A 26,089-nucleotide genomic window follows, 5' to 3' on the forward strand; every position below is an offset into this window, starting at 1 on the left:
AAAATCAATCGTGCATGGCTCCAGGCCTGCTCCGGGCCTGCTCCGGGCCTATTCCCGGTCGGCCTGGACGGCCTCGGCCTCGCGGGCGGCCTCGCACACGGTGGCGCCCACCGTCTCGTCGGTCTGGACCGAGCAGAAGCGTCCGTCGCGCATGCGGTAGGCGCCGGTTGCGGACCGGTCGTCGCCCGGGCGCATGCCGTGGCGCATGTGCTCGGCGACGGTGAAGTCGAAGTCCATCCGGAAGTCCTCGGGCAGCTCGGGGGCGTCGAAGCGGAAGACGTCCGAGCGGCCGGAGAGCTTGCAGGCGATCACGACGATACCGTCCGGGCCGCGGCTGGAGAAGCTCGCCCCGTTGGGAAGGGCGGCGAGCAGGGCCGCGTCGTCCTGTGCCTCGCAGGCGGCCTGCGCGGCCTGGTCGAGCGCGCTGAGGCCGGCGTCCCCGTCTTCGCCGGCCGGTGCGTCCGCGCCGTCCGCCGCCGGCCCGGCGGGCTCGGTGCCGGCGGTCGCCGGGGCATCGGCGTCGGCCGGGGTGGCGTCCTGCGTTTCCCCGCAGGCCGACAGGATCAGGGCAGCCGTCGAGAGCGACAGCAGAGCGAAGTGTTTCATGCGTCCATCTCCCTCGAGATCACGAGCCGGCCCCGCGCCGGGGGCCGCGCGCCGCTTTTACTGCAGCGCGACGGGACGGCAAAGCGCTCCGGCCCCCTGTCGCTGAACTGTCACTTCGGCCCCGGTCTCAGGCCCTGAAGAAGGCTTCGACCTCGCCGATCAGCGCCGCCTTCGCCGCCTTCACGATGCGCGCGCCCTTCTCCGGGCTCGCCTGGGACGGGTCGGAGCCGATGCGCCCGTCGGGGAAGCGCCCCCGATAGTCCGCCGCGTCGCGGATCGGGCCGGTCGGGGCGAGCTTCGGGCTCATCTCCACGCTCTTCTGCGCATCCGGGCAGGCGTAATAGGTCACCGAGACCTCGGACGGGGTGGCATGGCTGCCCTCGCCCTCGGGGAACATCTCTTTGACCAGGTCCTGGATGCCGGGCAGGGTGAACCAGTTCTCCAGCTTCAGCTGGTAGGGACAGGCCTCGCCGTCGAAGGACCAGGCCGAATAGCTTTCCGCGAACGCCGAATTGACCGGCGCGATGTTCCCGCCATGGCCGTTGAGGAAATAGATCCGGGTGAAGCCGTGGCGCACCAGGGAATCGATCCAGTCGTTGACCGCCGCGATGAGCGTGGAGGGGCGCAGCGTGATCGAGCCGGGAAAGCCCAGGTGATGCTGGGCCGAGCCGACATTGAAGGTCGGGCCCACCAGGAACCCCGCCTCCTCGCCGGCTTCCCGCGCGATCACCTCCGGGCAGATCGCGTCGGTGCCCAGGAGCCCGTTCGGCCCGTGCTGCTCGGTCGAGCCGATCGGGATCACGATGCCCCTGGAGCGTTTCAGATAGGCCTCGACCTCGGGCCAGGAGGATTGGTGCAGCTGCATGGGGGAGGTCCTGTCAACGCTGACGACGGCGTGACAGGACACGATTGTCCGGGCTCAGGCAAGGGCGCTTCGCGGCTCCTGAGCGGAGGCTCAATCTTGAGTCCAGATGACGACGGCTGGTTCACCGTCGCCAGCGCTTTTCGGCCAAACAAAGCGCTCATCGTTCTCATCGAGATCCCCATCGCTGTCCCGGTGGAAAGCCGCTGCAACAGCGTCATATTTTCCGGTGTGCAGCAAGTGGGCGTTCGCTCTTCCCTTGATCCAGCCAAGCCGCCTAAACAGCTGTTCGCCAGTAATGCAAACTTCTATAAATATTCGTGCCATTTGATTATCATCCCTTTGGTGAAGCCTCAGCCTTCGCAAAGTCTATACCGGAAAAGAAATATCGCTCGGTTTGTGGGTGCAGGAGTGAGAAACTGCGCCTCCTCGTCCTGCACTCGACTCCGTATCAGCGCTTTCATCTGCGACAGCGAATCTTCGCCGCCCTCGTTCGAGAGGGCGTCGAGGCTGCTTCGCAGCGTATCATCCAAGGGGCAGTTTGAAGCGAGAAACCGTTGCAGGTCGGCTACGTCGGCCTCGTTGAGCCAAGCCTCGGCCTGATTATCGACGCTCGCGGTTGAATGACCCTCGGCTAGGGAGCGCGCCGCCTCGTCTTCAGATAAGCCGACCGCAGTTCGCAACGCCTCATAACGGTCTTGGCTGAGACCTGCGAGCTCGGCAGCCGTTTCCGCGCGCTGCTCCTGCGCTTCGGCCGCTCGCCGTTCTGCATCGGCGACCTGGCCATCGCGGTCGCGTATCGCAAGCGCGTCGGCAACACTGTCATTCTGGGCCAGCGCCTGCGCGGCCAGGCCAGTAGCGAAAAACTGGGCGACGCCGACTGTGCCATTGCTCGTACCCGCCGAGATGTCCGCGCCGACGCTGGCGAAAACGGAGTAGGCGTCGTCGCGCGTGGTGCGGATCTCGGTTCTGCCGCCGACCGTACGAGTCTCCACCGAGCGCCCGACATAGCGCGGATCTCCGTCGAAGGGGCGGTTTGGATAGAGACGATGCAGGCGTGCCATGCAGTCTGCGGCGGTTTCGGTCCCGGCCGTCCTGTAGGCCGGGCACGCGTCATCGATTACCGCCCGCCAGCGCGCGTCGTCGTCGAGGGACTGCAGACAGGAGCCGGCCTCTTCCCCCTCGCACACCGCCTGAGGCGCGAAACGCGACCATTCGCCGTTGATCAGCAGCGGCATCCACACCGCCTCTTCCCGGCGGTAGCCGAGCGCGATGCTGGCGGCGCCGTTTTCCGGCTCGGGCTTGATGTCGACGCCGACGAGCGTGCTCGTGCCGAAAACGAGCACGTCGTTGTGCGGCGTGTTGCATCCCGCCAGCGCAAGGCCCGCAGCGAGGGCGAGGCCTCGGGTCATCCGGTTACGCAAAGCCGGTCTCCATTAATGTCCGCCTTTTCGGCGAGGTCCAGAATGTCGGCCGCGATGCGCGCGTCTTCGGCGATCACGACCAGACTGCAGGTGTCGGGAATTACGAGCAGGCGGGCGTGGCGGAACCCGACGCCGCTGCCGCGGGCCGGCTCAAGCCAAGCGCCGAGCACATGGGTCTCACGCACGTCGATGGGGGCGCGGTCGGTATGGATCCGGTCACGTGTGACGCTGACGAGGCCCAAGTAATAGCCATCACCATCGCCGGGTGCGTTGAGGCATCCAGCAAGGACGGTGCCTGCGAGACCGGACATGCCGGCCAGCCAGATCCGCATGCGTCCCCCCAATGAATAATCTTGGGTTTCATATCTTGAGGGGAGAGTCTCGTCTAGCGAAAAACCTTGGGGTGAGGATTCCGCGCAACGTGCTTGCCCGGCCGGTCTCCCGTCCGCCATGCTGACGCAAAGCCACGACACAGACCGGGAGGACACCATGGCCGACGAGCGCGTAGCGATCCCGCAATCCTTCAAGGACGCCCGCATCACGCCGGAGAGATACCGGCAGATGTACGAGCGCTCGATCGCCGAGCCGGCGGCCTTCTGGCGCGAGGAGGCGCGCCGACTCGACTGGATCAAGACGCCGGAGAAGGTCTCCGACGTCTCCTTCGCGAAGGACGATCTGCACATACGCTGGTTCGAGGACGGGGTGCTGAACGCCTGTCACAACTGCGTCGACCGGCATCTGGAGACGCGCGGCAACAAGACCGCGCTGATCTGGGAGGGCGACAACCCGGCCTATCACCACGCGATCACCTATCGCCAGCTGCACAACCATGTCTGCCGCTTCGCCAACGAGCTCAAAGCCATCGGGGTGAAGAAGGGCGACCGGGTGACGATCTACATGCCGATGATCCTGGAGGCGGCCTACGCCATGCTCGCCTGCGCGCGCATCGGGGCGGTGCACTCGGTGGTGTTCGGCGGCTTCTCTCCCGACGCCATCGCCGGCCGGATCGACGACTGCAAGTCGGACTTCGTGGTCACCGCCGACCAGGGCGTGCGCGGCGGCAAGGGCATCGCGCTGAAGGACAATGTCGATGCCGCGATCGAGCGCGCGAGCCACGAGGTCAAGGCCGTCCTGGTCGTCAAGCATACCGGGGCGAACGTCAAATTCGTCGCCGGGCGCGACCACTGGCATCACGAGCTCGCCCTCGAGGTCGATGCCAGGTGCGATCCCGAGCCGATGGCGGCCGAGGACCCGCTGTTCATCCTCTACACCTCGGGCTCGACGGGCAAACCCAAGGGCGTGCTGCACACCACGGGCGGCTATCTGCTCTGGGCCGCGATGACGCACGAATACACGTTCGATCACCGCGAGGAGGACGTGTTCTGGTGCACCGCCGATGTCGGCTGGGTGACCGGGCACAGCTATATCGTGTACGGCCCGCTGGCGAACGGGGCGACGAGCCTGATGTTCGAGGGCGTGCCGACCTATCCCGGGCCCGACCGCTTCTGGCGGGTCGTCGCCAAGCACAGGGTCACGACCTTCTACACCGCCCCGACCGCCATCCGCGCGCTGATGCGCCAGGGCGAGGAGCCAGTGAAAAAGCACGATCGTTCGTCCTTGCGTCTGCTCGGCAGCGTCGGCGAGCCGATCAATCCGGAAGCCTGGCGCTGGTATCACGAGGTGGTGGGCGAGGGGCGCTGCCCCGTCGTCGACACCTGGTGGCAGACCGAGACCGGGGGCCATCTCATCACGCCGCTGCCCGGCGCCCATGAACTCAAGCCCGGCGCGGCGAGCTTTCCCATGTTCGGGGTCCGGCCCGCTCTCGTCGACAATGGCGGCAAGCGCCTGCCCGAGACGGGCGAGGCGGAGGGAAATCTGGTCCTGCTCGGCTCCTGGCCGGGCCAGATGCGCACCGTCTACGGCGACCATCAGCGCTTCTACGAGACCTATTTCTCGACCTATCCGGGGACGTATTTCACCGGCGACGGGGCGCGGCGCGACGCGGACGGCTACTGGTGGATCACCGGGCGGGTGGACGACGTGCTCAACATCTCCGGCCACCGGCTCGGGACCGCGGAGGTGGAAAGCGCGCTCGTCGCCCATCCCCTCGTCGCCGAGGCGGCGGTGGTGGGCTTCCCGCACGAGGTGAAGGGGCAGGGCATCTACTGCTATGTCACGCTCAATGCCGGGCTCGAACCGACGCAGGAGACCGAGGCCGAGCTCAAGCAGCAGGTGCGCAGCGAGATCGGCGCCATCGCGACGCCGGACATCATCCACTTCACCCCGTCCCTGCCGAAGACCCGCTCGGGCAAGATCATGCGCCGCATCCTCAGGAAGATCGCCGAAGGCCGGTACGACCAGCTCGGCGACACCTCGACGCTGGCCGAGCCGGAGGTGGTGGACAGTCTCGTGGAGGGGCGCAAGGAGAGGCTGGGCTAGCGCAGGCTAGAGAATGCCCTGCGCCACCAGTGCGTCGGCGACTTTCCTGAAGCCGGCGATATTCGCGCCGGCGGCGTAGTCGATCCGGCCGGCCTGCGTCTCGCGATGGCCGCAGATCGTCTCGTGGATGTCGCACATGATCTCCTTCAGCGCCGCGTCGAGGCGTTCGCGCTCGCGCGGCTCGCGCTGCACGTTCTGCTGCAGTTCGAGACCGGACACCGCGACCCCGCCCGCATTGGCCGCCTTGCCCGGGCCGAATAGCACGCCGGCCTGGTGAAAGCGGTCCACCGCCTCCGGCGTGCAGGGCATGTTGGCGCCTTCGGCGACCACCGACACGGCGTTGCCGATCAGCGCCCTGGCCGCCTCGCCGTCGAGCTCGTTCTCGGTGGCGCAGGGCAGGGCGACGTCGCAGGCGAGATCCCAGGGATCGGCGCCGTCGGTCCAGTCGCCGCGCCCGCAGTCGCGCGCGAAGTCCTCCAGGCGCTTGCCATCGGCGAGCGTGCGGGTTTTCAGCCAGGCGATGTCCTCGCGGGTATAGCCGCTGTCGATGTGCAGCCGGCCGGTCGAGTTCGACAGCGAGATGACGCAGGCCCCGCTCTCCACCGCCTTCTCCGCGGCGTGCAGGGCGACATCGCCAGCCCCGGAAATCGCGATGCGCTGGTCCTTCAGGGCCCGGCCCTGGCGCTGCAGCATGGCTTCGAGGAAATAGATCAGGCCATAGCCGGTCGCCTCGGTGCGCAGCGGGCTGCCCCCGTAGGACAGGCCCTTGCCGGTGAGCGAGGCCTCGAACTCGCCGGCGAGCTTCTTGTAGGCGCCGAACAGATAGCCGATCTCGCGCTCGCCGACATTGATGTCGCCGGCCGGGATGTCGGCATAGGGCCCGATATGGCGCCAGAGCTCGGCCATGTAGGCTTGGCAGAAACGCATGATCTCGCTGTCGGAGCGGCCCTTCGGCTCGAAGTCGGCCCCGCCCTTGCCCCCGCCCAGCGGCAGGCCGGTCAGCGCGTTCTTCAGCGTCTGCTCGAAGGCGAGGAATTTGAGATCGGACACCGTGACGTCGGGACGAAAGCGTATGCCGCCCTTGTAGGGCCCGATGGCGTTGCAGTGCTGGACACGCCAGCCGCGATTGACCTGCGTTCGGCCGTCATCGTCCTGCCAGACGATGCGGAAGCCGATGACCCGGTCGGGTATTCCCAGGCGTTCCAGGATGCGCGCTCGGGCATAGGCCTCGTTCTCCGCCTGCAGGGGCAGCAGGTCGCGCGCGGCGTCGCGCACGGCCTGGTGGAAGGTCTGCTCGCCCGGGCTCTTCTCCTTCACCCAGTCCATGAAACGATCGAGGTCGCGGTCGCGATCGGCCAATCTCGGCTCCGCTGCGCTGCTCAGGTCTGAACTCCGACTTAAACCGAACGGGCGGGCTTTCCAGCCCGTTCCCTAGCGCGACCCGGCGTCGCGCGCGTCCGCAGCGGAGGGCCGGCGCGCATACAGCCCGCGCTCGCAGGTCGCGTAGGCGCGCTCGATGCGCACCATGCGGCCTTCCTCGGCCTGGCCGATCAGGATGGCGTATATGCCGAAATCGGGATGGTACCAGGTGCGCGTCGCGGCGCCGGACGGGTCGGCTCCCTCGATGAGATAGACCCGGCGTTCCCGGCCGCAGAAATCGCGCTCGACCTCGTAGCGGGCGGTGAAGGTGAAACCGCCGGCCTGCCAGCCGGCCATCGAGGGCGGGCCCTGCTCGGGGAAGGAGAAGGCGAAGGGCCAGGCGATGCAGACATAGCCTTCCGCTTCGCATTCGACGATCTGTGACAGCCGGCCCAGTTCGAGATAGACGCCCTGTGCCTCGGCGATGAACCAGTCGGCATAGGGGTCGTCGAGATTCTTCAGGTGATGCACCGGCGTAACCTGGCTGCGCCCGGTGCGGTCCTCGCCGAGATCGGCCATGCGCGGGGCGCGCCCCTCCTGCCCGCAGGCGGACACCAGGCCCGTTGCGGCCAGAATGGCCGCGAGCGCAGCGTGTCGAGACGCCGGTCGGCGCATATTCCCATCCCCTCGCCGGACCCTGCGCCGCCCGGTCCCCCTGACCGGATTGCGCGCGGCCTCAGCCCTGCTGTTCGGGCAGGCGCACGACCAGCCCGTCGAGCGCGTCCGAAACCTTAATCTGGCACGAAAGGCGCGAGTTGTCTTGCACGTCCGAAGCGAAGTCGAGCATGGATTCCTCCATGGAGGCGCGCTCGCCGGTCTTCTCCAGCCAGGCCTCGTCGACATAGACGTGGCAGGTCGCGCACGCGCATGCGCCGCCGCAATCGGCGTCGATGCCGGGCACCATGTTGCGGATCGCCGCCTCCATCACGGTGAGGCCGTTCTCCGCCTCGACCTCGTGCCGCGTGCCGTCATGCTCGATATAGGTGATTTTCGCCATGGATCGGGTGGGGTCCTGTGGGATGGGCGCCCGGAACGGGCGCGGATGCTCGGTGTTCGGCGCCTATTTAGGACAGGAAGTCCTTCATCGCCACACCGAGATCGCGCAGACGCGCCGGATCGGGTGTCGCTCCCGCCGCGATCATGCGCTGGGCGGCCATGTATTCGGGCGCGGCATTGACCGCCTCGCAGGCGATGAGCCGGCCCTCCTTCAGGTGGAATAGGGCGAAACGGCCCTCCTCGGGATCGCCGCGGCGCACCATCGTGTCGGCGCCCTCGATGAGGCCGGCGATCTGCAGTTTCAGCTCGTACTGGTCCGACCAGAACCAGGGCACGGGATCGTAGCTCACATTCATCCCCAGGATCGACTGGGCGGCGATCTTGGCCTGGTCGATCGCGTTCTGCACCGACTCAAGGCGCAGGGTTCGCCCGTAGCGCGCGCTCGGGAAGCGCGCGACATCGCCGACGGCGTAGATGTGCGGATCGCCGGTGCGTGCCTGTTCGTCGACGAGGATGCCGTCGTCCACCGCCAGTCCCGCCGCCTCGGCGAGCCCGGTCTGGATCTCGAGGCCGGCCGCGATCAGCACCAGGTCGGCCTCGATCTCCTCGCCGTCGAGCTTCAGGCCCTGCGCGCGCGTCTCGCCCAGAATGGCCTTCACCGGCGTCGAGCCGCGAAGATCGACGCCGTAGCCGCGATGGATCGCCCCGAACCAGCCGCCCAGAAGCGCGCTCGCGGTGCGTGCCATCGGCCGCTCGGCCATCTCCACCACAGTGACCTCGATGCCGCGCTTCCTCGCCGACGCCGCCACCTCGAGCCCGATATAGCCCGCTCCGACGATGGCGAGGCGCCTGGCGCCTTCCAGATCGGCGCTCAGCGCGTCGGCCTCGGCGAGATTGCGCAGGAGGTGGACGCCGGGAAGGTCCGCGCCGGGCAGGTTCAGCCGGCGCGCATGGCCGCCGGTGGCGAGGACGAGGTGATCGTAGCCGATGCGCTCGCCGTCATCGGCGATGACGCTCTTCGCGCTGGTGTCGATCGCCTTGATGCGCGTGCCGGTGCGAAGCGCGATCCCGGCCTGGGCGTAGAAGCCCTCCGGCTTCAGCCAGAGCCGGTCCAGCGGCATCTCGCGGGAGAGATAGCCCTTGGACAGCGGCGGGCGCTGATAGGGCGGCGCCGGCTCGTCGCCGATCAGCGTGATGGTGCCCTCGTACTTGCGCTTGCGAAGCTCGGCCGCGGCCGACAGGCCGGCCTGCCCGGCTCCCACGATGACGACGCCTGCGTCCTGGCTCATGCCCGTTTCCCGATCCTTCCGCGATGCGCAGCGCAAGGGGCCATGCGAGCCGCCGTCGCGTGTGAAGTCAAGGCGCTCGCGCGCCTTGCCGGGTTCGCGCGCGCGTCCTATCAGCGAAGGTCATGAGCGCGCGCACACTCGACCTTGCCGATACTGCCGCCGCCGAAGCCTTCGGCGCGCGCCTTGCCGCGCGGCTGAAGCCGGGCGACGCGGTGCTGCTCTCCGGCGATCTGGGCGCGGGCAAGACGACGCTGGCGCGCGCCGTCATCGCCGCGCTGACCGGCGAGCGCGACGTGCCGAGCCCGACCTACACGCTGGTTCAGACCTATGAGACCGGTTCGGGCGTAGAGCTGCTGCATGCCGATCTCTACCGGGTCGAGGACGAGGGCGAGCTGGAAGAGCTTGGCCTTCACGAGGCGTTCGCCGACGCCATCGTGCTCGTCGAATGGCCGGACCGGCTCGCCGAGCGTCCGGAAAACCGGCTGGAGATCGATCTTGAAACCCTGCCCGGGGACGGCCGGCGCGTGCGGCTGACGGGCTCTGGAAGCTGGGAGCGGCGCCTGTCCGATGTCTGACGAAACCGGTCGCGGCGCCGCGCGGCGCGCCTTCCTCGACGAAAACGGATGGTCGGGCATCGCGCCGCAGGCCTTCCCCGGCGATGCCTCCACGCGGCGCTATTTCCGCGTGAGGGACGGCGAGCGCGTCGCCATCCTGATGGATGCCCCGTCCGCCAGCGAGACCTCGATCTGCCCGCCCGAGGCCAGTCCGCAGGAGCGCCGGCGGCTCGGCTACAACGCGCTCGCCCGGCTCGCCGGCAACAATGTCGCGGCCTTCGCCGGGCTCGCCGAGGCGCTGACCCAGCGCGGCTTCTCGGCGCCGAGGATCCACGCCTGCGACCTGGAGCAGGGCCTCGCGCTCATCGAGGATCTCGGCGACGGACTCTATGCGCGCCTGATTCCCGAGCGCGCCGAGGAGGCCCCGCTCTATGCCGCCGCGGTCGACGCGCTCGCAGCGCTCTACCGCTCCAGCTTCCCGCGCGTGTTCGGCTGGCGGGACGGAGGCGAGTGGACCGTGCTCGATTACGACCTGCCCGCCCAGCAGGCGGAGGCCGATCTGTTTCTCGACTGGTATGTCGCGCGCCGGGTCGGGCGCGACCTCGACGATCAGGCTCGCGCCGACTGGGCCGGACTTTGGGAAGAGGCGCTCTCGGTGACGGACCGGCACAGGCCGGGCCTGGTGCTGCGCGACTTCCACGCCGAGAACCTGATCTGGCTGCCCGGCCGCATCGAGACGGCGCGCATCGGCCTGCTGGATTTCCAGGACGCGCTGTTCGGCCACCCGGCCTACGATCTCGTCTCGCTCATCGAGGATGCGCGCCGCGACGTCGCGCCGGACCTGGCCAAGCCGCTGAAGGACCGATTCTTCGAGAAGGCGCGCCTGACCGACCGCGCGGGATTCGAGGCGGCCTATGCCGCCATCGCGGCACAGAGGAACGCCAAGATTCTCGGCATCTTCGTGCGCCTCGCCGAGCGCGACGCCAAGCCGCGCTATCTCGATCTCCTGCCCCGCGTGGCGCGCCATTTCGAGCGCGATCTCTCCCATCCGGCGATGGCGGGTCTGAAGCGCTGGGTCGAGGCGTACGCGCCGTCCGTGCTCGAGGAGGCGAAGCGGTGAAGCCCACCCGCGCCATGGTCATGGCGGCCGGGCTCGGCACGCGCATGCGCCCGCTGACGAACGATCGCTGCAAGGCGCTGGTCGAGGTCGGCGGCAAGGCGCTGATCGACTGGACGCTGGACAAGCTCGCCGCGGCGGGTGTCGGGACGGCGGTCGTCAATGTCCATCACTTCGCCGACCGGCTGGAGGATCATCTGGCCCGGCGAGAGGGCGGGCCGGACATCCTCATTTCCGACGAGCGCGAGCGCCTGATGGACACCGGCGGCGGGCTGGCCAAGGCCGCGCCGCTGCTCGGCGAGGACCCGGTTTTCGTCGCCAATATCGACGCGCTGTGGATCGACCGGGAGATCGCCGAACTCGACAGGCTGGCCGCCGGCTTCGACGAGGCCGCGATGGATTTCCGCCTGCTGCTCTCGCCCATGGGCCACAATCTCGGCTTCCCGGGAGCCGGCGATTTCCACCTCGCGCCCGATGGCCGCATCGCGCGGCGCGCCAGGGGCGAGGGCCCGCTGCACGCCTATGCCGGCGTCCAGGTCATTCATCCGCGCGTGCTGAAGGGCCGCCCGCTGCAACCCTTCTCCACCAATGCGTTGTGGGACGAGGCCCTGGAGGCCGGGCGCATCTTCGGCACGCCGATGGACGCGTTCTGGATGCATGTCGGTGATCCCGAGGCGCGAGACGCGGCGCAGAATCGGCTAAGCTCGCGCGGCGATGACGAAACCGGCCCTGTTCGATCCTGAGCGCCCGAGCGTCTTCACCCTGCCGGCCTCGGCGGGTTTCCTGCCCGCGCTCGCCGGAACCCTCTCGCAGGCCTTCCCCGATCCGTCCGATCTCGCCGCGCTGACCGTCCTCGTCCCGACGCGCCGGGCGGGGCGCGAGCTGGCCGAGGCCTTCGCGAAGGCGCGCGGGCAGGAGGCGGCGGTCGCGCTCCTGCCGATGATCCGCCCGATCGGGGATGTCGATGCCGACGAGCCGCCGTTCGAGCCGGGAGAACTCGCCGGCATCGCCCCGCCCGCGGTCTCGGCCGCACGCCGGCGCTTCGAGCTGGCGAGCCTCATCCTGAAGAAGGAGGGCGCGACGGGCCGCTCCATGGGGCCCGGCGCCGCGCTCGCGCTCGCCGACGATCTCGCCGGGCTGATCGACGACATGGCGACGGAAGGCATCGAGGATCTCTCCGCGCTCGACGAGGAGGTGCGCGCGCTGCTGCCCGCCCACATGCAGGAGGCGGCGATGTTCCTCGACATCGTCATGACCGCCTGGCCGGCACGGCTCGACGAGCTCGGCGCGATCGATCCGGCCCGGCGCCGTTCCGCGCTGCTGAAGGCGCTCTCGGCGCGCTGGCGCGAGACCCCGCCCGCCGCGCCGGTGATCGCGGCGGGCTCGACCGGCTCGATCCCGGCCGCGGCCGAGCTGCTGGTCACGATCGCCAACCTGGCGAACGGCGCGGTCGTGCTGCCCGGCTTCGAGGCCGACATGGATGCGCGCGGCTGGGAGGCCATAGACGAGGCCCATCCCCAGCGCGCGATGAAGGCGCTGATCGAGGAGATGGGGCTCGAACGCAGCGAGGTCCGGCCCTGGCCGGGCGCGGAGGAGGGGCGCAGCGCGGGGGCGCGCCGGCGCGTCGTCGCCGAGGCCCTGCGCGCGGCGGAGGCCACCTCCGACTGGGTGCAGCGCGTCTCCACGCTGAAGCAGGGCCATGGCGCGGACATCTTCGAGGCCGCCTTCGAGGGGCTCTCGGTGATCGAGGCGCCCGGCGAGGCCGAAGAGGCACGCGCCATCGCCTTGATTCTGCGAGAGACTCTGGAGACCACCGGCGAGACCGCCATCGTCGTGACGCCCGACCGGGCGCTGGCGCGCCGGGTCTCCACCGAGATGCGCCGGTTCGGGGTGCGGCTCGACGACTCGGCCGGGGAGGCGCTGTCGGACACCGCGTCCGGAGCGTTCCTGATGCGGATTCTCGACGCCGCCCTCGATCCGGGCAGCGCGCTCGCGCTCGCCGCGCTGTTCTCCTCGCCGCTCTTCGCGCTGGGGCGGGATCGGGCGAGGCTGAGACCCGATCTCGGGGCGCTGGAACGCGCGGTCCTGAGGGGAAGGCGGCCCGGGACGAGCTATGGCGAGGTGCGCGCGCTCATCCGCGCGCAGTTCGGCGAGAAACCGGCGCTGTGCGAGCGTTACGAAACCATTATCCGCGCAGTCGAGGACGCGCTCTCGCCGCTCCTGGAGCTTTGCGGCGAGCACCATGCCTCGGTGTGGGCCGCGGCGCTGGTGCGGGCCGGCGAAGCGCTCGCCGCGGACGGGGAAAAATCCGGTCCCGACCGGCTCTGGGCGGGCGAGGCCGGGGAGGCGGCCGCGATCCTGCTGCGCGAATTCCTGGAGGAGGCCGGCGCGCTGCCGGCGATGAGCGGGCCGGATTTCGCCCGGGCGCTCCTGGAGACTGCCCGGGCGCGCCGGGTGCGCCCGCGCTTCGGCACCCATCCGCGCCTGGCGATCCTGGGTCCGCTGGAGGCGCGCCTCGTCGGCGCCGACCGGGTGATCCTCGCCGGGCTCAACGAGGGCGTCTGGCCGCCGCGCGCGAAGATCGATCCCTTCCTGTCGCGCGGCATGCGCGCGGCGGTGGGCCTGTCGGCGCCGGAGCGCCGCTTCGGGCTCGCCGCGCACGACTTCTCCCAGCTGGCGCAGGCGCGCGAGGTGATCCTGACGCGCGCGGCGCGCAGCGAGGGCTCGCCGACGGTCGCCTCGCGCTGGCTGTGGCGGCTGCAGACCCTGGCACGCGGCGCGCTCGGCGGGGACGCGGACGCCGCGCTGGCCGGCCGGCTCGATTATCCGGGCCTCGCCAGGCTGGCCGACGCCCCGAGCGAACCCACCCGCATCGCGCCGCCCGAGCCCGCCCCGCCGGTGGAGGCGCGCCCGCGCCGGCTGTCGGTGACGAAGATCGAGACCTGGATCCGCGATCCCTATTCGATCTTTGCACGGAACATACTGGGGCTGGAGAAGCTCGACCCGCTCGACCGGCCGGCCGGGCCGAAGGAGCGCGGCACCGCCTATCACGGCGCGATCCACAAGTGGACCGAGAGCCTTCCCGACACGGAGGAATTGCCCGCCGATGCGCTGGAGCGCCTGCGCGAAGAGGGGCGCAGGGCGCTTGAGGAGGCGGGTTTCTCGACCGCGGAGCTCGGCCTGGAGCTCGCCCGCTTCGACCGGGTCGCGGCCTGGCTCGTCGAGTGGGAGCGCGACCGGCGGGCCATGGGCATCCGTCCCGTGGCGCTGGAGACCAGGGGCGAGCTGAGCTTCGAGAGCCTGGCCGGGCCGTTCACCCTGTCCGGACGGGCCGACCGGATCGACATGAACGCGGCCGGGTCGCTGGAAATCCTCGACTTCAAGACCGGCTCGGTGCCGGGCAAGAAGGAGGTCGCCGCCGGCTTCTCGCCGCAACTGCCGCTGGAAGCGGCGATGGCCGCGCGCGGCGCCTTCGAGGACACCCCGCCGCACGAGAGCGAGGATCTGCTGTACGTGCGCATTTCCGGCGGGCGCGAGCCGGGGCTGGAAGCCTCGGCGGTGGCCACCAAGACCAGCGCGATCGAGCTTGCCGAGGAGGCGCTGACCCGCCTGCAGGACTGGGTCGCGGCCTTCGACGATCCCAAGCGCACCTATCCGAGCCAGCCGCGGGTGAAGTATTCCAACACCTGGGGCGATTACGACCATCTCGCCCGGCGCAAGGAATGGGCGAGCGCGCCCGAGGCCGGGGAGGGCGGTGACTCGTGAGCGCGCCCGGCTTCGATCCCGCCATCGTGTCCGATGCCAGCGCGCTGCAGCGCGCGGCGGCCGATCCGGACTATTGCGTCTTCGTCGAGGCCAATGCCGGCTCGGGCAAGACGCGCGTGCTGGTCGACCGGGTCGCGCGCCTGCTCCTGCGCGGCGCGGCGCCCGAGCGCATCCTCTGCGTCACCTTCACCAAGGCGGCGGCCGGGGAGATGCAGACGCGGCTGTTCCGCAAGCTCGGCGAGTGGTCGACCCTGCCCGCCCCTGCCCTCGCCGCGGAGCTGGATAGCCTCGACCCCGAAGCGGCCGGCGACCGCGACGCGCTCGCCAAGGCGCGGCGCCTGTTCGCGCGCGCGCTCGAGACCCCCGGCGGGCTGAAGATCCAGACCCTGCACGCCTATTGCGAGCGCCTCCTGCGCCAGTTCCCGCTCGAGGCCGGCCTGCCGCCGGGTTTCGAGACGCAGGAGGAGGCCGAATCGAAACGCCTGCAGCTGGAATGCCTGCTGACCCTCTATGCCCGCGCCGAGGCCGAGCCGGCGGGGCCGGTGGCCAAGGCGATCGCTGTGCTGCTGGCGAGCGTGGGGCCCGGCGCGCCGGACACGCTCGCCGCCTTCGCGATCGCCCGGCGCCACGAGCTTGCCCGCGCGCTGCGGGACGCCGGTTCGGTGCAGGCCCTGATGGACGTCGCGAGTGCGGCGCTCGGCGTGCCGGCCTCGCTGACCGAAGCCGCGGCCAAGGCCGATGGCTGGCTCGAGGCCGAGCGCGGCGCGCTGGAAGCGGCCCACAGCGCGCTTGCAAGCTCGAAGGCCAAGAGCGATCTGGAGATGGCCGGCCTGCTGGAGAACGCGCTGAACGCCGCCCATGTCCACCCGGTCGCGGCGTTCGACGCCTATTGCGGCTTCCTGCTCACCGGCAAGGGCGAGATCCGCAAGCGCTTCTTCACCAAGGCGCTGGGGGACACCTACAAGATCCTGCGCACGCTCTACGGCGAGGAGGGCTCGGAGATCCACCGCATGGTGGACGAGGTCCTGCCCCGGGTGCGCGCGGCGCGGGCAAACACGCTGACCCGGGCGGGCATCCATCTCGCCTGCGAGCTTGTCGGGCTCTATGCGCAGCGCCTGTCCGGCCGGCGCAAGGCCGACTTCTCCGATCTCGTGGAGCGCGCCCGCGCTCTGCTGAAGGACTCCGAGGCGCGCGACTGGACGCTCTACAAGCTCGACCGCGGTCTCGCCCATGTCCTGGTCGACGAGGCCCAGGACACCGCCCCGGCCCAGTGGGAGGTGGTCGAGGCGCTCACGGAGGAATTCTTCGCGGGGGCGGGCGGCATGGGCAGCGAGCAGGGCCGGACCGTGTTCTGCGTCGGCGACGAGAAGCAGTCCATCTACTCCTTCCAGGGTGCCGATCCGATCCGGTTCATCAACGAGCGGGTGCTGCTGGAGGCGCGCTGCGAGGGGGCGGGGATCGGCTTCCGGCGCCCGCCGCTCGACGTCTCCTTCCGGTCGAGCGCCGAGGTGCTGCACGCGGTCGATCTCGCCTTCGAGGCCGAGGAGGCGGCTCTGTCCGCGCCGGAGCGCAAGGACATGACCGGAAGACTCGAGCACAAGCTGCTGATGGCCGATCCGGAGACCTCGCGCGAGCGCCAGCCGATCGCGTTTCACCGCTATGGGGGCCACCGCGCCGCGCGCAAGGACACGCCGGGCTGCGTCGAGATCTGGCCCGCCGTGCCCAAGCCCGAGACGCCGGAGGAGGAGTCTCTCGACCTGAAACCCGTCGACGCCGCGCGCACCGATTCGGCGAGGAACCAGCTCGCCGAGGCGGTGGCGCAGGAGATCGCCGACATCCTGAAGCGCGGCGACCGGGTCTGGGAGGAGGGCCGGCCGGCCTGGCACGCCCGCCCGGCCGGGCCGGGCGACATCCTGGTCCTGGTCCGCAAGCGCGGCGGGCTGTTCGAGGAGATCATCCGGCGCCTGAAGCTGAAGGCCGTGCCGGTCGCGGGCGCGGACCGGATGACGCTGACCGACCAGCTGGTGGTGGAGGATCTCCTCTCGCTCGCCCGCTTCGCGCTGCTGCCCGAGGACGATCTCTCCCTCGCCGAGATCCTGAAAAGCCCCGCCTTCCACGCCGTCGGACGCGATCCGGCGATCGACGACGACGCCTTGTTCGACCTCTCCCGCCGGCCCGAACGCCGGCTGTGGGACAAGCTCAGGAACAGCGACGATCCGCGCTTTGCGGAGGCGCGCGAGGCGCTCGACCGGGCGCGGGCGCGCGTGGATGCCGATGCGCCCTATGCCTTCTTCGCGAGCTTCCTGTTCGAGGCGAGCGCGACCGGGGAGAGCCGGCTCGCGCGCATCTACGCCCGCCTCGGCGAGGAGGCGCGCGATCCGGTGGAGGAGTTCCTGAACCGCGCGCTCGCCCACGAGCGCGAGGGCGCGCCCTCGCTGGCGAAATTCGTCGCCGCGATGGAGAGCGAGGCGAGCGAGATCAAGCGCGAGATGGAGGGCGCCTCCGGCCAGGTGCGGGTGATGACGGTGCACGGCGCGAAGGGGCTGGAAGCTCCGATCGTCTTCCTGCCCGATACGACCCAGCTTCCCTCCAACCGCGGCACGGCGCTCTATCCCCACCGCGAAGCCGGCCTCATCTGGGCGCCGGATGCCAAGGACGCCCCGGCGCTCGTCGAGGCCCTGCGCGAGGAGGACGAGCTGCGCACCGAGGGCGAATATGTCCGCCTGCTCTACGTCGCCCTGACCCGGGCACGCGACCGGCTCGTGGTGTGCGGCCATGCCCACGGCCACGGCAAGATCGACCCGGGCTCCTGGTACGACCGGCTGAACCATGCCTGGGCCGGCGAGGGCTGGGACGAGGCCGAGAGCGCGATCCACGCGGTCGCGGCGCAATATGGCTGGGACTGCCCGCCGGCGCGCCGCTACGGAGAGGCTCCGCCCGCGCTCGGCGCGGCGCGCATCGCCGAAGCGGGCCCGCTCGCCTTGCCGGCCTGGGCGAAGGCCATGGCCCCGCAGGAGCCGCACGCGCCGCGCTCGGTCGCGCCCTCGCGCCTGATCGAGGACGAGGAGGGCGGGTTCGAGCCCGCCTCGCTCTCCCCGCTCGCGCCGGGCGGACAGGCGCGCTTCAAGCGCGGGGCGCTGATCCACAAGCTGCTGCAGACCCTGCCCGACCTCGCCCCCGGGCGCCGCGAGGCCTCGGCGCGGCGCTATCTCGAGGCCCAGACCGATCTCCCGCCCGAACAGCGCGAGGAGATCCTCGCCGAGACGCTGGCCGTGCTGTCGGATGAGCGCTTCGCACCGATCTTCGCGCCCGGCTCGCGCGCCGAGGTGGCGATCACCGGCCAGGCCCCGGGCCTGCCTGCCGGGGTGACGGTGAACGGCCAGATCGACCGGCTCGTGATCACCGATCACGAAGTGCTGATCGTCGACTACAAGACCAACCGGCCCCCGCCCACCGAGGCGGAGAAGGTCGCCCCGGTCTATCTCGCGCAGATGGCGGCCTACCGGGCGCTCCTGCGCGTGCTGCATCCGGGAAAGCCGGTGCGCTGCGCGCTCCTGTGGACGGACGGTCCGCGCCTGATGGAGCTGCCGGATCCCCTGCTCGACCGCGCGCTGGCGCGGGCCTCCCGCCCGGCCCCGGCTTGATCGGCAGCGGGGCGCTTCCTAGGTGAGAGGCGGTTCTGTAAAGTCCCGGCGGCGCGGCGCCTGAGTGCGGGCGCGCCGGCAAACATTCGATCTCAAGGAGAAAGCCCCATGGCGATCAAAGCGGTGTCCGACGAATCCTTCGAAAAGGACGTGCTGAAGGCCTCCGGTCCGGTCCTCGTCGACTTCTGGGCCGAGTGGTGCGGACCGTGCAAGCAGATCGCCCCCGCGCTCGACGAGATCGCGGCGGAGAAGGACGACAAGATCACCGTCGCCAAGATCAATATCGACGACAACCCGATGACCCCCGGCAAGTACGGCGTGCGCGGCATCCCGACGCTGATGATCTTCCGCAATGGCGAGCCGGTCTCCTCCAAGGTCGGCGCCATGGCCAAGAGCAAGATCGAGGAATGGATCAACGCGACGGTCTGAGCCGTCCGCCGATCTCCTGGTGCGAAGACGCCGGCGCGAAGGCTCGCGCCGGCGTTTTTCGTACTAGACCTCCGCCATCTCCGCCACGATCGCCTCGGCTGCGGCCTTGGGATCCTTGGCGCCGCTGATCGGGCGGCCGATGACGAGATGGGTGGCTCCGGCCCTCAGGGCCTCGGCGGGGGTGGCGGTGCGCTTCTGGTCGCCCCTGTCGGCGCCTTCCGGGCGCACGCCGGGCGTCACGATCAGGAAACCGCCGCCGAAGCGGGAGCGGATCTCGCCGGCCTCCTGCGGGGAGGCGACGACGCCGTCCACGCCGGCCTCCAGGGCCTGCTCGACCCGGCGCAGGACGAGCTCGCGCGCCCCGTAGCGATAGCCCATCTCCTCCAGCATCGCGTCGTCGTAGGCGGTGAGAACGGTCACGGCGAGGATCTTCAGATCCGACCCGCCCCGCCCCTCGACCGCGGCGCGCATCACCGGCGGCTCGGCGTGGACGGTGAGCAGGTCGGCCCCGGCGCCCGTGATCGAGCGGGTCGCCTTCTCCACCGTCGCCGGGATGTCGTGCAGCTTGAAATCGAGAAACACACGTTTGCCGCGCGCCTTCAGGTCCTGCGCCAGTTCCATGCCGCCGACCGGCAGGAGCTGCAGGCCGATCTTGTAGAAGGAGCACGCCCCCCCGAGCGCGGCGACGAGGGCGTCGGCGGCCTCGGTGGTGGGAAGGTCCAGGGCGGTGATGAGGCGAGGGTCGGCCATGGCGGGGCTCCGGAAGATCGAGCGGCTTCGAGACGACGCCTTATCGGCCCGTCGGCCCCTCCGATCAACCGGGCCGCATGAGAAGCAGGCGCAGCCCGATCGCGCCGAAAGCCGTCGCGGCGAGGGCGTTCACCGTGCGGCGCAGGCCCGGCGAACCGATAAGGCGCTCGCGCGCCGCGCCGACACCGAGCGAGAGCGCGACAAGCACCGTGACGCCGGTCGCGGTGAAGATCGCGGCGAGCGTCAGGGTCTGCAGCCAGACCGGACCAATCTGTGCGTTGGTGAAGGCGGGCAGGAAGGCGAGATAGAATATCCCGACCTTCGGGTTGAGCAGGTTGGTCACCGCGCCGCGGGTGAAGGCCGCGCGCATCGAGGGGGCGCCCTTCGCGCCGGGAACGGCGTCGAGATGGCGCAAGGTCGCAATCGCGAGCCAGAGCAGGTAGAGCCCGCCGACGATGCGGATCGCCGTCAGGGCGTGCTGCGAGGCGGCGAGCAGGGCGGCGAGCCCGGCCGCGGCGACACCGCCCCAGACCAGCGAGCCCGCCCCGATGCCGAGCGCGGCGCCGATGCCGGCCCGCTTGCCGCCATTGGCCGTGGTCGCGAGCGTGAAGGCCATGTCCGGCCCGGGGGTGAAATTGAGCGCCAGCGCCCCGAGCAGGAAGAGCGGCAGGAGCGAGAGGTCGAGCATGGGCGTGCTAGCCGGCGGCCGTCGCCTGCGCCTGGCGCGCCATGCGCTTCTCCTGCGCGCGCATCAGGGCGCGTCCGACCGGATCGGGCAGCACCTTGGCCATGGCGACGAGGAACTTGTACCAGGCCCCCGGCACGCGGGTGACGACGCCGCGGGTGACCGCGTCGTAGCCGGCCGTGGCGACGTCCCCGGCGGTAAGCATCCAGAATTTCGGCAGCTTCGACACCGTCTGGCGCGCGCCGTTGACGTCGTGGAATTCGGAGAAGGTATAGCCGGGGCAGAGCGCGGTGACGTGGATGTTGTCGTTCTCCACCTCGAGGGCGAGGGCTTCGGAGAACTTGATGAGCAGGCTCTTCGCGCCCGGATACAGCGTGCCGGAGAAGCGCGTGTGGGCGTTCGCGCTCGGCAGGAGCGCGCTGACCGAGGAGACGTTGATGATGCGCCCGAAGCGGCGCGCCTTCATGCCCGGAAGGACGAGATGGGCCAGCCTGACATAGGCCGTGACCATCAGGCGCAGGAAGCGCTCGTGGGTCTGCCAGTCGAGCTCGGCGAAGCTGCCGGGCTGGCCGGCGCCGGCATTGTTGACGAGCCCGTCGACCTGGCGGCCGGCCTTCTCGATCTCGGAGACGATCTTCTCGGGCGCGTCCTCCTCGGCGAGGTCGGCGGTGATGACGAGGCTGTCCACGCCGTGTTTCGCCTTCAGCTCCTCGGCGAGGTCCCTCAGGCGCTCCTCGCGCCGCGCGACGAGGGCGAGGTCCCAGCCGTGGCTCGCGAACTCGCGCGCGAGCGCCTCTCCGATTCCGGAGCTGGCACCGGTGACGAGACAGAGACGGCGGGCCATGGGTTCATCCTCCTCGGCGCGGAAATCGCGTGCGAAGGTGGGGCGTTCCCGCGGGCTTGTCCAGTCGGCGGCGCTCAGGCCCCGTGCGACGCGCGGCGGCGCTTCGCGCGGGCGACGAGACGCTCCACCGTGACGCCGGCCATGAAGGAGAGGAGCTGGATCCGTTCGGGAGGAAAGCGGAAGCGCGGTTCGGGGTCCATCAGGCAGAGCGTGCCGATCGCCTGCCCGCCCGGCAGGATCAGCGGCGCGCCGGCATAGAAGCGCAGATAGGGCTCGCCGGTGACGAGGGGATTGGCGGCGAAGCGCTTGTCGAGGCTGGCATTGAGCACGACGAGCGGCTCGCGTTTCAGGATCGCGTGCGCGCAGAACGCGATGCTGCGCTCCGTCTGGCAGATCTCGAGCCCGGTCCTGGCCTTGAACCATTGCCGCTCGGCGTCGACGAGGGAGACGAGCGCGATGTCGACCTCGAAGGCGGCGGCCGCGATCTCGACGATCTCCTCGAACTCCGGCTCGCTCGCGGTATCGAGCACGTCGAGCGACTGAAGGGCGGCGAGGCGGTCGGCTTCATCGGAGGGCCGCGGCACGGCGGGGGCGGTCATGGGATCTCCAGTTCGGATCGCTTACCCCAGGATGTGCGCGCCCCCTCAAGACATGGTTAACGCTGCTCGCTAAGCTTCAGGAATCATTGTTATAAAATAAATTATTCCTGCTCACGTCCCGAGGTCGGGATCGACCACGATCGGGGCGTAGACATGCCAGGGGAAGGTCTTCACCAGCTGGCGCGAAAACTCCACGCCGCGTTCCGGATTGCCCTGGGGGCCGAGGCGCGGGGAGTAGACCGCGAAGCCGGCGACGCCGGGCACCACGATCATCATCGCGCCGGACACCCCCGACTTGGCCGGCAGGCCCACGGTGAAGGCGAACTCGCCGGAGAAGTCGTACATGCCGCACGACAGCATCAGCGAGAGCACGTCCTTGACCGTCTCGCGCTGGAAGACCTGGCGCTCGGTCACCGGGCACACTCCGCCATTGGCGAGCGTGGCGGCGACCGCGGCGAGCCGGCGCGCATCGGCCTCGATGGAGCAGCAACGAAGGTAGAGCTCGAGCGTCTCGAACAGGTCGACCTCGCGCGGGAAGGCGCCGTGCTCGCGCATGAAATAGGCGAGCGCGTAATTGCGGTCGGCGTGGTTGCGCTCGCTCTCGAACGTCGCCTCGTCGAAGCCGGGCCCGTCCCCGGCAGCGGCCGACTTCCAGACGCGCGAGATGAAGTCGAAGCGCGATGCGATGGTCTGGGTCGGGCGGATGAGGGCGGTCGTCATGATCGCGCCGGCATTGATCATCGGATTGTGCGGGCGCTTCTTCCGGTCGAGCGTGATGGAGTTGAAGCTCTGGCCGGAGGGCTCGCGGCCGACATAGTCGTGCACCACCCGTTCGCCGAGCAGTTCCAGCGCGATGGCGTAGTTGACCGGCTTCATAACCGACTGCACGCAGAAATTCCGCTCCCGGTCGCCCTCGCGCGCGCCCAGCGTGAAGCGCTGCCCGTCGATGGTGCAGCAGCCCAGGGAGAAGGCGTCCGGATCGGCCTTGGCAAGTTCGGGGATGTAGGTCGCGACCTCGCCCCGGTTCTCCTGCGCGGCATAGTGGAAGAGGTCGGAGATGCGCTGGCGGAATCGGGCGAAGCCGCCGGTGACGAGATCGCCCGTCACCGCCCGGCGCACCAGCTGGCATTCCTCCGCGGGCAGGGCCTCGCGGAACGTCTCGCGGTCGATCTCGCGCCCGCCGATGCGCTCGAACGCCTCCACGGTCTGCGACAGGCGCGGATCGCGGCGCTCCAGGCCCTGGGCCTCGATCGCCTCGAGAACGCGGTCCCCGGTCACCGGGCCGTCCCCGGCGAGGGCCTCGAAGGCTTCCTCGCCGGCCTGGCGGACGCCCTCCTCGGAGGGGCGTCCCTCGCCCTCGAACTGAGCGGGCCGGGTGGAAAAGGCGCCGTGGGCGGGCCGCTTGTAGGTCTTGGTCATGAAAGGACTAACGCGAGGGTGCCGGGCAAGGTGTCATGAGAGTGCTCACGCTGCAGGCCGGACCGCAACCCTGTACATGCCAGAGGCTTTGACGCGGGACGGGCGCTCGCTAGATTGCCGGCGCCGTAGCTGAGAGGAAGGTCAATCCGCCCATGTCCCGCCGCCCCGTGAAGAAGATCGTGCTCGCCTATTCCGGCGGCCTAGACACCTCGGTCATCCTGAAATGGCTGCAGGACGCCTACGACGCCGAGGTGGTCACCTTCACCGCCGACCTGGGACAGGGCGAGGAGCTGGAGCCCGCGCGGAGGAAGGCGGAGAAGGCCGGTATCAAGCAGATCTACATCGACGATCTCAGGGAAGAGTTCGTGCGCGATTTCTGCTTTCCGATGGTGCGCGCCAACGCGGTCTACGAGGGCGAGTACCTTCTGGGCACCTCGATCGCGCGCCCGCTGATCGCCAAGCGCCTGGTGGAGATCGCCCACGAGACCGGCGCCGACGCGGTCGCCCACGGCGCGACCGGCAAGGGCAACGACCAGGTCCGCTTCGAGCTCGGCGTCGCCGCGCTCGATCCGTCCCTGAGGGTGATCGCACCCTGGCGCGAATGGGAGCTGACCTCTCGCACCAGGCTCATCGAGTACGCGGAGAAGCACGGCATCGCCGTGCCGAAGGACAAGCGCGGCGAGGCGCCCTACTCGGTCGACGCCAATCTCTGGCACACCTCCTCGGAGGGCAAGGTGCTCGAGGACCCGGCCGAGGAAGGCTTCGAGGCGGTCTGCCAGCGCACGGTCAATCCCGAGGACGCGCCGGACCGGCCGGAGTACGTGCGAATCGGCTTCGAGCGCGGCGATGCGACGAGCATCGACGGCGAGCCGCTCTCGCCGGCGACGCTTCTGACCCGGCTCAACGAACTCGGCGCGCGCCACGGCATCGGCCGGCTCGATCTGGTGGAGAACCGCTTCGTCGGCATGAAGTCGCGCGGCATCTACGAGACGCCGGGCGGCACCATCCTGATGGCCGCCCATCGCGGCATCGAGCAGCTCACCCTCGACCGCGGCGCGATGCACCTCAAGGACGAGCTGATGCCGAAATACGCCAAGCTCATCTACGAGGGCTTCTGGTTCGCGCCCGAGCGCGAGATGCTGCAGGCGGCGATCGACCACTCCCAGCGCTATGTCTCCGGGGAGGTGCGCGTGAAGCTCTACAAGGGCCACTGCCAGGTCGTCGGGCGCTCCAGCCCCAACTCGCTCTACTCGCTCGCCCACGTCACCTTCGAGGAAGACCAGGTCTACGACCAGAAGGACGCCGAAGGCTTCATCCGCCTCAACGCCCTGCGCCTGAAGCTGATGGCGGACCGGAAGAAGCGGCTCGGAGAGAACGAGTAGGGGCCTATCCCTTGCCCTTCGGCGCGGGCGTCTTGTCGGGATAGCGGCAGAGATCGGCGATGGCGCAGCGCCAGCATTCGGGCTTTCGCGCCTTGCAGACATAGCGCCCGTGCAGGATCAGCCAGTGGTGGGCGCCTTTCAGGTAGGCGTCCGGCGTGATCCTGAGCAGCCGCTCCTCGACCTCGCGCTCGGTGTGGCCGGGCGCGAGCCTGGTGCGGTTGGCGACCCGGAAGATGTGGGTGTCCACCGCGATGGTCTCCTCGCCGAAGGCCTCGTTGAGGACGACATTGGCGGTCTTGCGCCCGACCCCGGGCAGGGCCTCGAGATCCTCGCGATTGCCGGGGACCCTCCCGCCATGCTCCTCGATGAGCTTCTTCGACAGCTGGTGGACGTTCTTCGCCTTGTTGCGATAGAGCCCGATCGTCTTGATGTGCTCGCGGATCGCCTCCTCGCCGAGCGCGAACATCGCGCCGGGAGTGTCGGCTTCCTCGAAGAGTCTTTCCGTCGCCTTGTTGACCCCCTTGTCGGTCGCCTGGGCGGAAAGCACCACGGCGACGAGCAGAGTAAAGGGATTGGAGTAGTTCAGCTCCGTCTTCGGGTCGGGCAGGTTTTCCGAAAGGCGCGCATAGAGTTCCTCGGCCTCTTCCTTCGACAGGCCGGGCCTGGCGCGCTTGGTCTTCGGTTTCGTCTTCGCGGCCATGCGCGCGCCTACACCTGCCGGCCCGGGCCGTAGCGCAGGCGTGCGGCGAGGCCGGACAGGCTCGGCAGGTTTGCGGTCGCCTTCCTCCACTGGGCCTTGGCCTTCTCGAACTGCATCACGTTCTCGATGCGCCGGTCGAGGAAGTCGCGCGTCTTCGGCTTGTCCGGATCGGTCTCGTCGAGCCAGATGGCCAGCGTGGAGGCATAGACGCCCGACAGGATCGCCCGCTTGGAATAGAAATTCCCGTCCGTGGAGGTGTCCCCGATGGCGCGCCAGATCGTGTCGGACGTCGCCCAGAGAAGCCGCGTGCCGCGCTCGAGCCCGTCGGGCAGCAGGAGGCGGGCGCGGGCGCGCGCGGCGGCCTCCTCCTGGCCGGCATACTGGTCGAGGCGGATCATCACCGCGCGCGCGACCTTGTCGCGGATGCGGTTAGGCCTGGGTTCGGCCTCGATGAGGGTGCGCGCGCCCGCATCGCCATTGCGCGACCAGGTCTCGAGCAGGTCGAGCACGCCGCCCGGGCAGTAAAGCTCGACCTCGCCTTCGGTCAGGCCCGCCATGCCAGCGGCGCGCTTCAGCACCGCCTCGTTCCAGCCCTCGAAGGCGGCTTCGGGCAGGGCGGCGTCGAGCAGGGCCTGGCGCGCCGCACGCGCGCGCGGCCAGTCGCGGGGTGGGTGTTGAGTCTCGCTCATGCCCCCCTACATAGACCGGCAGGGCGTTCGCGTCACCGGCCCGATTGCCGCGGCCCGCCGGCGTGTGAACGGCATCGCGCGTATGGACAGGCCCCTTGGCGTCTGGTAAAGCCCGCGCCTCTTTAGTAGCGATCGAGCGCGGACGCGAGGGAACGGTACGCCGTCGCGCCCGTTCTGTGTTGAAACTCAAGTCTGCGGCCCGAGGGCCCGTCTGAAGTCCAGGGAGAGAGAGCCATCGTCCAGATCGTCGTGCGCGATAACAACGTCGAGCAAGCGCTCAAGGCGTTGAAGAAGAAGATGCAGCGGGAGGGCACCTTCCGCGAGATGAAGCGCCGCAACCACTACGAAAAGCCCTCCGAGAAGCGCGCGCGCCAGAAGGCCGAGGCGATCCGCCGGGCCCGCAAGCTGGCCCGCAAGCGCGCTCAGCGCGAAGGCCTCCTGCCCAAGAAGGGCGGCACGGCCCGCCGCTAGGCGTCC

Annotated in this window: 25 protein-coding genes; 9 read left to right on the forward strand and 16 right to left on the reverse strand. The window is 69.8% G+C overall.

Annotation, left to right across the window (positions count from 1 at the left end):
- Positions 1 to 48 precede the first annotated feature (48 nt).
- The 5 genes from JW792_RS14750 to JW792_RS14770 all read right to left on the reverse strand — a co-directional run bounded on the left by JW792_RS14750 (position 49) and on the right by JW792_RS14770 (position 3,224).
- On the reverse strand, positions 49 to 606 hold the full coding sequence (locus JW792_RS14750; protein ID WP_135995043.1) for a hypothetical protein: 558 nt from the start codon (positions 604 to 606) through the stop codon (positions 49 to 51).
- A gap of 127 nt (positions 607 to 733) precedes the next feature.
- Complete coding sequence (locus tag JW792_RS14755; protein ID WP_135995042.1) at positions 734 to 1,471, reverse strand: creatininase family protein; 738 nt, start codon at positions 1,469 to 1,471, stop codon at positions 734 to 736.
- A 90-nt stretch (positions 1,472 to 1,561) separates the two neighbouring features.
- Positions 1,562 to 1,795, reverse strand: coding sequence for a hypothetical protein (locus JW792_RS14760; protein WP_135995041.1), 234 nt, complete (start codon positions 1,793 to 1,795; stop codon positions 1,562 to 1,564).
- Between the two features lie 26 nt (positions 1,796 to 1,821).
- Positions 1,822 to 2,892, reverse strand: coding sequence for a hypothetical protein (locus tag JW792_RS14765; RefSeq protein ID WP_158291553.1), 1,071 nt, complete (start codon positions 2,890 to 2,892; stop codon positions 1,822 to 1,824).
- Positions 2,877 to 3,224: a hypothetical protein gene (locus JW792_RS14770; RefSeq protein ID WP_135995039.1), complete on the reverse strand. Its 348-nt coding sequence runs from the start codon at positions 3,222 to 3,224 to the stop codon at positions 2,877 to 2,879. Before JW792_RS14770 ends, JW792_RS14765 begins: the two co-directional genes overlap by 16 nt.
- A 157-nt stretch (positions 3,225 to 3,381) precedes the next feature.
- Here JW792_RS14770 and acs point away from each other — a divergent pair, with 157 nt between their 5' ends.
- Entirely contained in the window at positions 3,382 to 5,331 is a 1,950-nt protein-coding gene (gene acs, locus JW792_RS14775) for an acetate--CoA ligase (protein ID WP_135995038.1), read from the forward strand.
- Positions 5,332 to 5,337: 6 nt separating this feature from the next.
- Here acs and gdhA read toward each other — a convergent pair whose 3' ends face one another.
- The 4 genes from gdhA to JW792_RS14795 form a co-directional block, all read right to left on the reverse strand.
- Positions 5,338 to 6,657: an NADP-specific glutamate dehydrogenase gene (gene gdhA, locus JW792_RS14780; RefSeq protein ID WP_206340982.1), complete on the reverse strand. Its 1,320-nt coding sequence runs from the start codon at positions 6,655 to 6,657 to the stop codon at positions 5,338 to 5,340.
- A 105-nt stretch (positions 6,658 to 6,762) separates the two neighbouring features.
- Entirely contained in the window at positions 6,763 to 7,365 is a 603-nt protein-coding gene (locus JW792_RS14785; RefSeq protein WP_135995036.1) for a hypothetical protein, read from the reverse strand.
- Between the two features lie 61 nt (positions 7,366 to 7,426).
- Positions 7,427 to 7,747 (reverse strand): 2Fe-2S iron-sulfur cluster-binding protein, encoded by a 321-nt coding sequence (locus JW792_RS14790; protein WP_135995035.1) that lies wholly within the window; start codon positions 7,745 to 7,747, stop codon positions 7,427 to 7,429.
- Between the two features lie 67 nt (positions 7,748 to 7,814).
- On the reverse strand, positions 7,815 to 9,035 hold the full coding sequence (locus JW792_RS14795; protein WP_135995034.1) for an NAD(P)/FAD-dependent oxidoreductase: 1,221 nt from the start codon (positions 9,033 to 9,035) through the stop codon (positions 7,815 to 7,817).
- 122 nt (positions 9,036 to 9,157) lie between these two features.
- Here JW792_RS14795 and tsaE point away from each other — a divergent pair, with 122 nt between their 5' ends.
- From tsaE to trxA, 6 genes are all read left to right on the forward strand, one after another.
- Positions 9,158 to 9,610, forward strand: a complete 453-nt coding sequence (gene tsaE, locus JW792_RS14800) for a tRNA (adenosine(37)-N6)-threonylcarbamoyltransferase complex ATPase subunit type 1 TsaE (RefSeq protein WP_135995033.1) — start codon at positions 9,158 to 9,160, stop codon at positions 9,608 to 9,610.
- Positions 9,603 to 10,709 carry an aminoglycoside phosphotransferase family protein gene (locus JW792_RS14805; protein WP_135995032.1) on the forward strand — a complete coding sequence of 369 codons (1,107 nt, stop codon included), beginning with the start codon at positions 9,603 to 9,605 and terminating at the stop codon, positions 10,707 to 10,709. The genes tsaE and JW792_RS14805 overlap by 8 nt, the downstream gene beginning before the upstream one ends.
- Positions 10,706 to 11,449 carry a nucleotidyltransferase family protein gene (locus JW792_RS14810; RefSeq protein ID WP_241094987.1) on the forward strand — a complete coding sequence of 248 codons (744 nt, stop codon included), beginning with the start codon at positions 10,706 to 10,708 and terminating at the stop codon, positions 11,447 to 11,449. Before JW792_RS14805 ends, JW792_RS14810 begins: the two co-directional genes overlap by 4 nt.
- Positions 11,421 to 14,471, forward strand: coding sequence for a double-strand break repair protein AddB (gene addB, locus JW792_RS14815; RefSeq protein ID WP_135995031.1), 3,051 nt, complete (start codon positions 11,421 to 11,423; stop codon positions 14,469 to 14,471). The genes JW792_RS14810 and addB overlap by 29 nt, the downstream gene beginning before the upstream one ends.
- Positions 14,468 to 18,115, forward strand: a complete 3,648-nt coding sequence (locus JW792_RS14820; protein WP_135995030.1) for a UvrD-helicase domain-containing protein — start codon at positions 14,468 to 14,470, stop codon at positions 18,113 to 18,115. Before addB ends, JW792_RS14820 begins: the two co-directional genes overlap by 4 nt.
- Before the next feature lie 108 nt (positions 18,116 to 18,223).
- Complete coding sequence (trxA, locus tag JW792_RS14825; protein WP_135995029.1) at positions 18,224 to 18,544, forward strand: thioredoxin TrxA; 321 nt, start codon at positions 18,224 to 18,226, stop codon at positions 18,542 to 18,544.
- 63 nt (positions 18,545 to 18,607) lie between these two features.
- On the opposite strand, the gene pyrF is transcribed toward trxA, so the two are convergent.
- The 5 genes from pyrF to glsA all read right to left on the reverse strand — a co-directional run bounded on the left by pyrF (position 18,608) and on the right by glsA (position 22,841).
- Entirely contained in the window at positions 18,608 to 19,294 is a 687-nt protein-coding gene (pyrF, locus tag JW792_RS14830; RefSeq protein ID WP_135995028.1) for an orotidine-5'-phosphate decarboxylase, read from the reverse strand.
- A gap of 64 nt (positions 19,295 to 19,358) precedes the next feature.
- A complete protein-coding gene (locus JW792_RS14835; protein ID WP_135995027.1) occupies positions 19,359 to 19,982 on the reverse strand; it encodes a LysE family translocator in 624 nt (207 codons plus the stop codon).
- 7 nt (positions 19,983 to 19,989) lie between these two features.
- Positions 19,990 to 20,823, reverse strand: coding sequence for an SDR family NAD(P)-dependent oxidoreductase (locus JW792_RS14840; RefSeq protein ID WP_135995026.1), 834 nt, complete (start codon positions 20,821 to 20,823; stop codon positions 19,990 to 19,992).
- A gap of 74 nt (positions 20,824 to 20,897) precedes the next feature.
- A complete protein-coding gene (locus JW792_RS14845) occupies positions 20,898 to 21,422 on the reverse strand; it encodes a GAF domain-containing protein (RefSeq protein WP_135995025.1) in 525 nt (174 codons plus the stop codon).
- 111 nt (positions 21,423 to 21,533) lie between these two features.
- Complete coding sequence (gene glsA / locus JW792_RS14850; RefSeq protein WP_135995024.1) at positions 21,534 to 22,841, reverse strand: glutaminase A; 1,308 nt, start codon at positions 22,839 to 22,841, stop codon at positions 21,534 to 21,536.
- A gap of 152 nt (positions 22,842 to 22,993) precedes the next feature.
- On the opposite strand from glsA, the gene JW792_RS14855 reads away from it, so the two are divergent.
- Positions 22,994 to 24,223: an argininosuccinate synthase gene (locus tag JW792_RS14855; RefSeq protein ID WP_135995023.1), complete on the forward strand. Its 1,230-nt coding sequence runs from the start codon at positions 22,994 to 22,996 to the stop codon at positions 24,221 to 24,223.
- A gap of 4 nt (positions 24,224 to 24,227) precedes the next feature.
- On the opposite strand, the gene nth is transcribed toward JW792_RS14855, so the two are convergent.
- Together nth and JW792_RS14865 are read right to left on the reverse strand one after the other, a co-directional pair.
- Entirely contained in the window at positions 24,228 to 24,923 is a 696-nt protein-coding gene (gene nth / locus JW792_RS14860; protein WP_135995022.1) for an endonuclease III, read from the reverse strand.
- Between the two features lie 8 nt (positions 24,924 to 24,931).
- Positions 24,932 to 25,612 (reverse strand): COQ9 family protein, encoded by a 681-nt coding sequence (locus tag JW792_RS14865; protein ID WP_135995021.1) that lies wholly within the window; start codon positions 25,610 to 25,612, stop codon positions 24,932 to 24,934.
- Positions 25,613 to 25,846: 234 nt separating this feature from the next.
- Here JW792_RS14865 and rpsU point away from each other — a divergent pair, with 234 nt between their 5' ends.
- Complete coding sequence (rpsU, locus tag JW792_RS14870; RefSeq protein WP_135995020.1) at positions 25,847 to 26,083, forward strand: 30S ribosomal protein S21; 237 nt, start codon at positions 25,847 to 25,849, stop codon at positions 26,081 to 26,083.
- Positions 26,084 to 26,089: the final 6 nt, after the last annotated feature.

The organism is Marinicauda algicola, from assembly GCF_017161425.1.
Classification (GTDB): domain Bacteria; phylum Pseudomonadota; class Alphaproteobacteria; order Caulobacterales; family Maricaulaceae; genus Marinicauda; species Marinicauda algicola.

Coding starts and splice junctions, on each gene's coding strand:
- JW792_RS14865 (WP_135995021.1), bottom strand. CDS start 25,612: ATGAGCGAGACTCAACACCCACCCCGCGACTGGCCGCGCGCGCGTGCG.
- JW792_RS14785 (WP_135995036.1), bottom strand. CDS start 7,365: ATGCGCCGACCGGCGTCTCGACACGCTGCGCTCGCGGCCATTCTGGCC.
- JW792_RS14845 (WP_135995025.1), bottom strand. CDS start 21,422: ATGACCGCCCCCGCCGTGCCGCGGCCCTCCGATGAAGCCGACCGCCTC.
- nth (WP_135995022.1), bottom strand. CDS start 24,923: ATGGCCGCGAAGACGAAACCGAAGACCAAGCGCGCCAGGCCCGGCCTG.
- acs (WP_135995038.1), top strand. CDS start 3,382: ATGGCCGACGAGCGCGTAGCGATCCCGCAATCCTTCAAGGACGCCCGC.
- JW792_RS14770 (WP_135995039.1), bottom strand. CDS start 3,224: ATGCGGATCTGGCTGGCCGGCATGTCCGGTCTCGCAGGCACCGTCCTT.
- JW792_RS14835 (WP_135995027.1), bottom strand. CDS start 19,982: ATGCTCGACCTCTCGCTCCTGCCGCTCTTCCTGCTCGGGGCGCTGGCG.
- JW792_RS14805 (WP_135995032.1), top strand. CDS start 9,603: ATGTCTGACGAAACCGGTCGCGGCGCCGCGCGGCGCGCCTTCCTCGAC.
- JW792_RS14855 (WP_135995023.1), top strand. CDS start 22,994: ATGTCCCGCCGCCCCGTGAAGAAGATCGTGCTCGCCTATTCCGGCGGC.
- JW792_RS14790 (WP_135995035.1), bottom strand. CDS start 7,747: ATGGCGAAAATCACCTATATCGAGCATGACGGCACGCGGCACGAGGTC.
- JW792_RS14840 (WP_135995026.1), bottom strand. CDS start 20,823: ATGGCCCGCCGTCTCTGTCTCGTCACCGGTGCCAGCTCCGGAATCGGA.
- JW792_RS14795 (WP_135995034.1), bottom strand. CDS start 9,035: ATGAGCCAGGACGCAGGCGTCGTCATCGTGGGAGCCGGGCAGGCCGGC.
- trxA (WP_135995029.1), top strand. CDS start 18,224: ATGGCGATCAAAGCGGTGTCCGACGAATCCTTCGAAAAGGACGTGCTG.
- gdhA (WP_206340982.1), bottom strand. CDS start 6,657: ATGGACTGGGTGAAGGAGAAGAGCCCGGGCGAGCAGACCTTCCACCAG.
- addB (WP_135995031.1), top strand. CDS start 11,421: ATGACGAAACCGGCCCTGTTCGATCCTGAGCGCCCGAGCGTCTTCACC.
- tsaE (WP_135995033.1), top strand. CDS start 9,158: ATGAGCGCGCGCACACTCGACCTTGCCGATACTGCCGCCGCCGAAGCC.
- JW792_RS14760 (WP_135995041.1), bottom strand. CDS start 1,795: ATGGCACGAATATTTATAGAAGTTTGCATTACTGGCGAACAGCTGTTT.
- glsA (WP_135995024.1), bottom strand. CDS start 22,841: ATGACCAAGACCTACAAGCGGCCCGCCCACGGCGCCTTTTCCACCCGG.
- JW792_RS14750 (WP_135995043.1), bottom strand. CDS start 606: ATGAAACACTTCGCTCTGCTGTCGCTCTCGACGGCTGCCCTGATCCTG.
- JW792_RS14755 (WP_135995042.1), bottom strand. CDS start 1,471: ATGCAGCTGCACCAATCCTCCTGGCCCGAGGTCGAGGCCTATCTGAAA.
- pyrF (WP_135995028.1), bottom strand. CDS start 19,294: ATGGCCGACCCTCGCCTCATCACCGCCCTGGACCTTCCCACCACCGAG.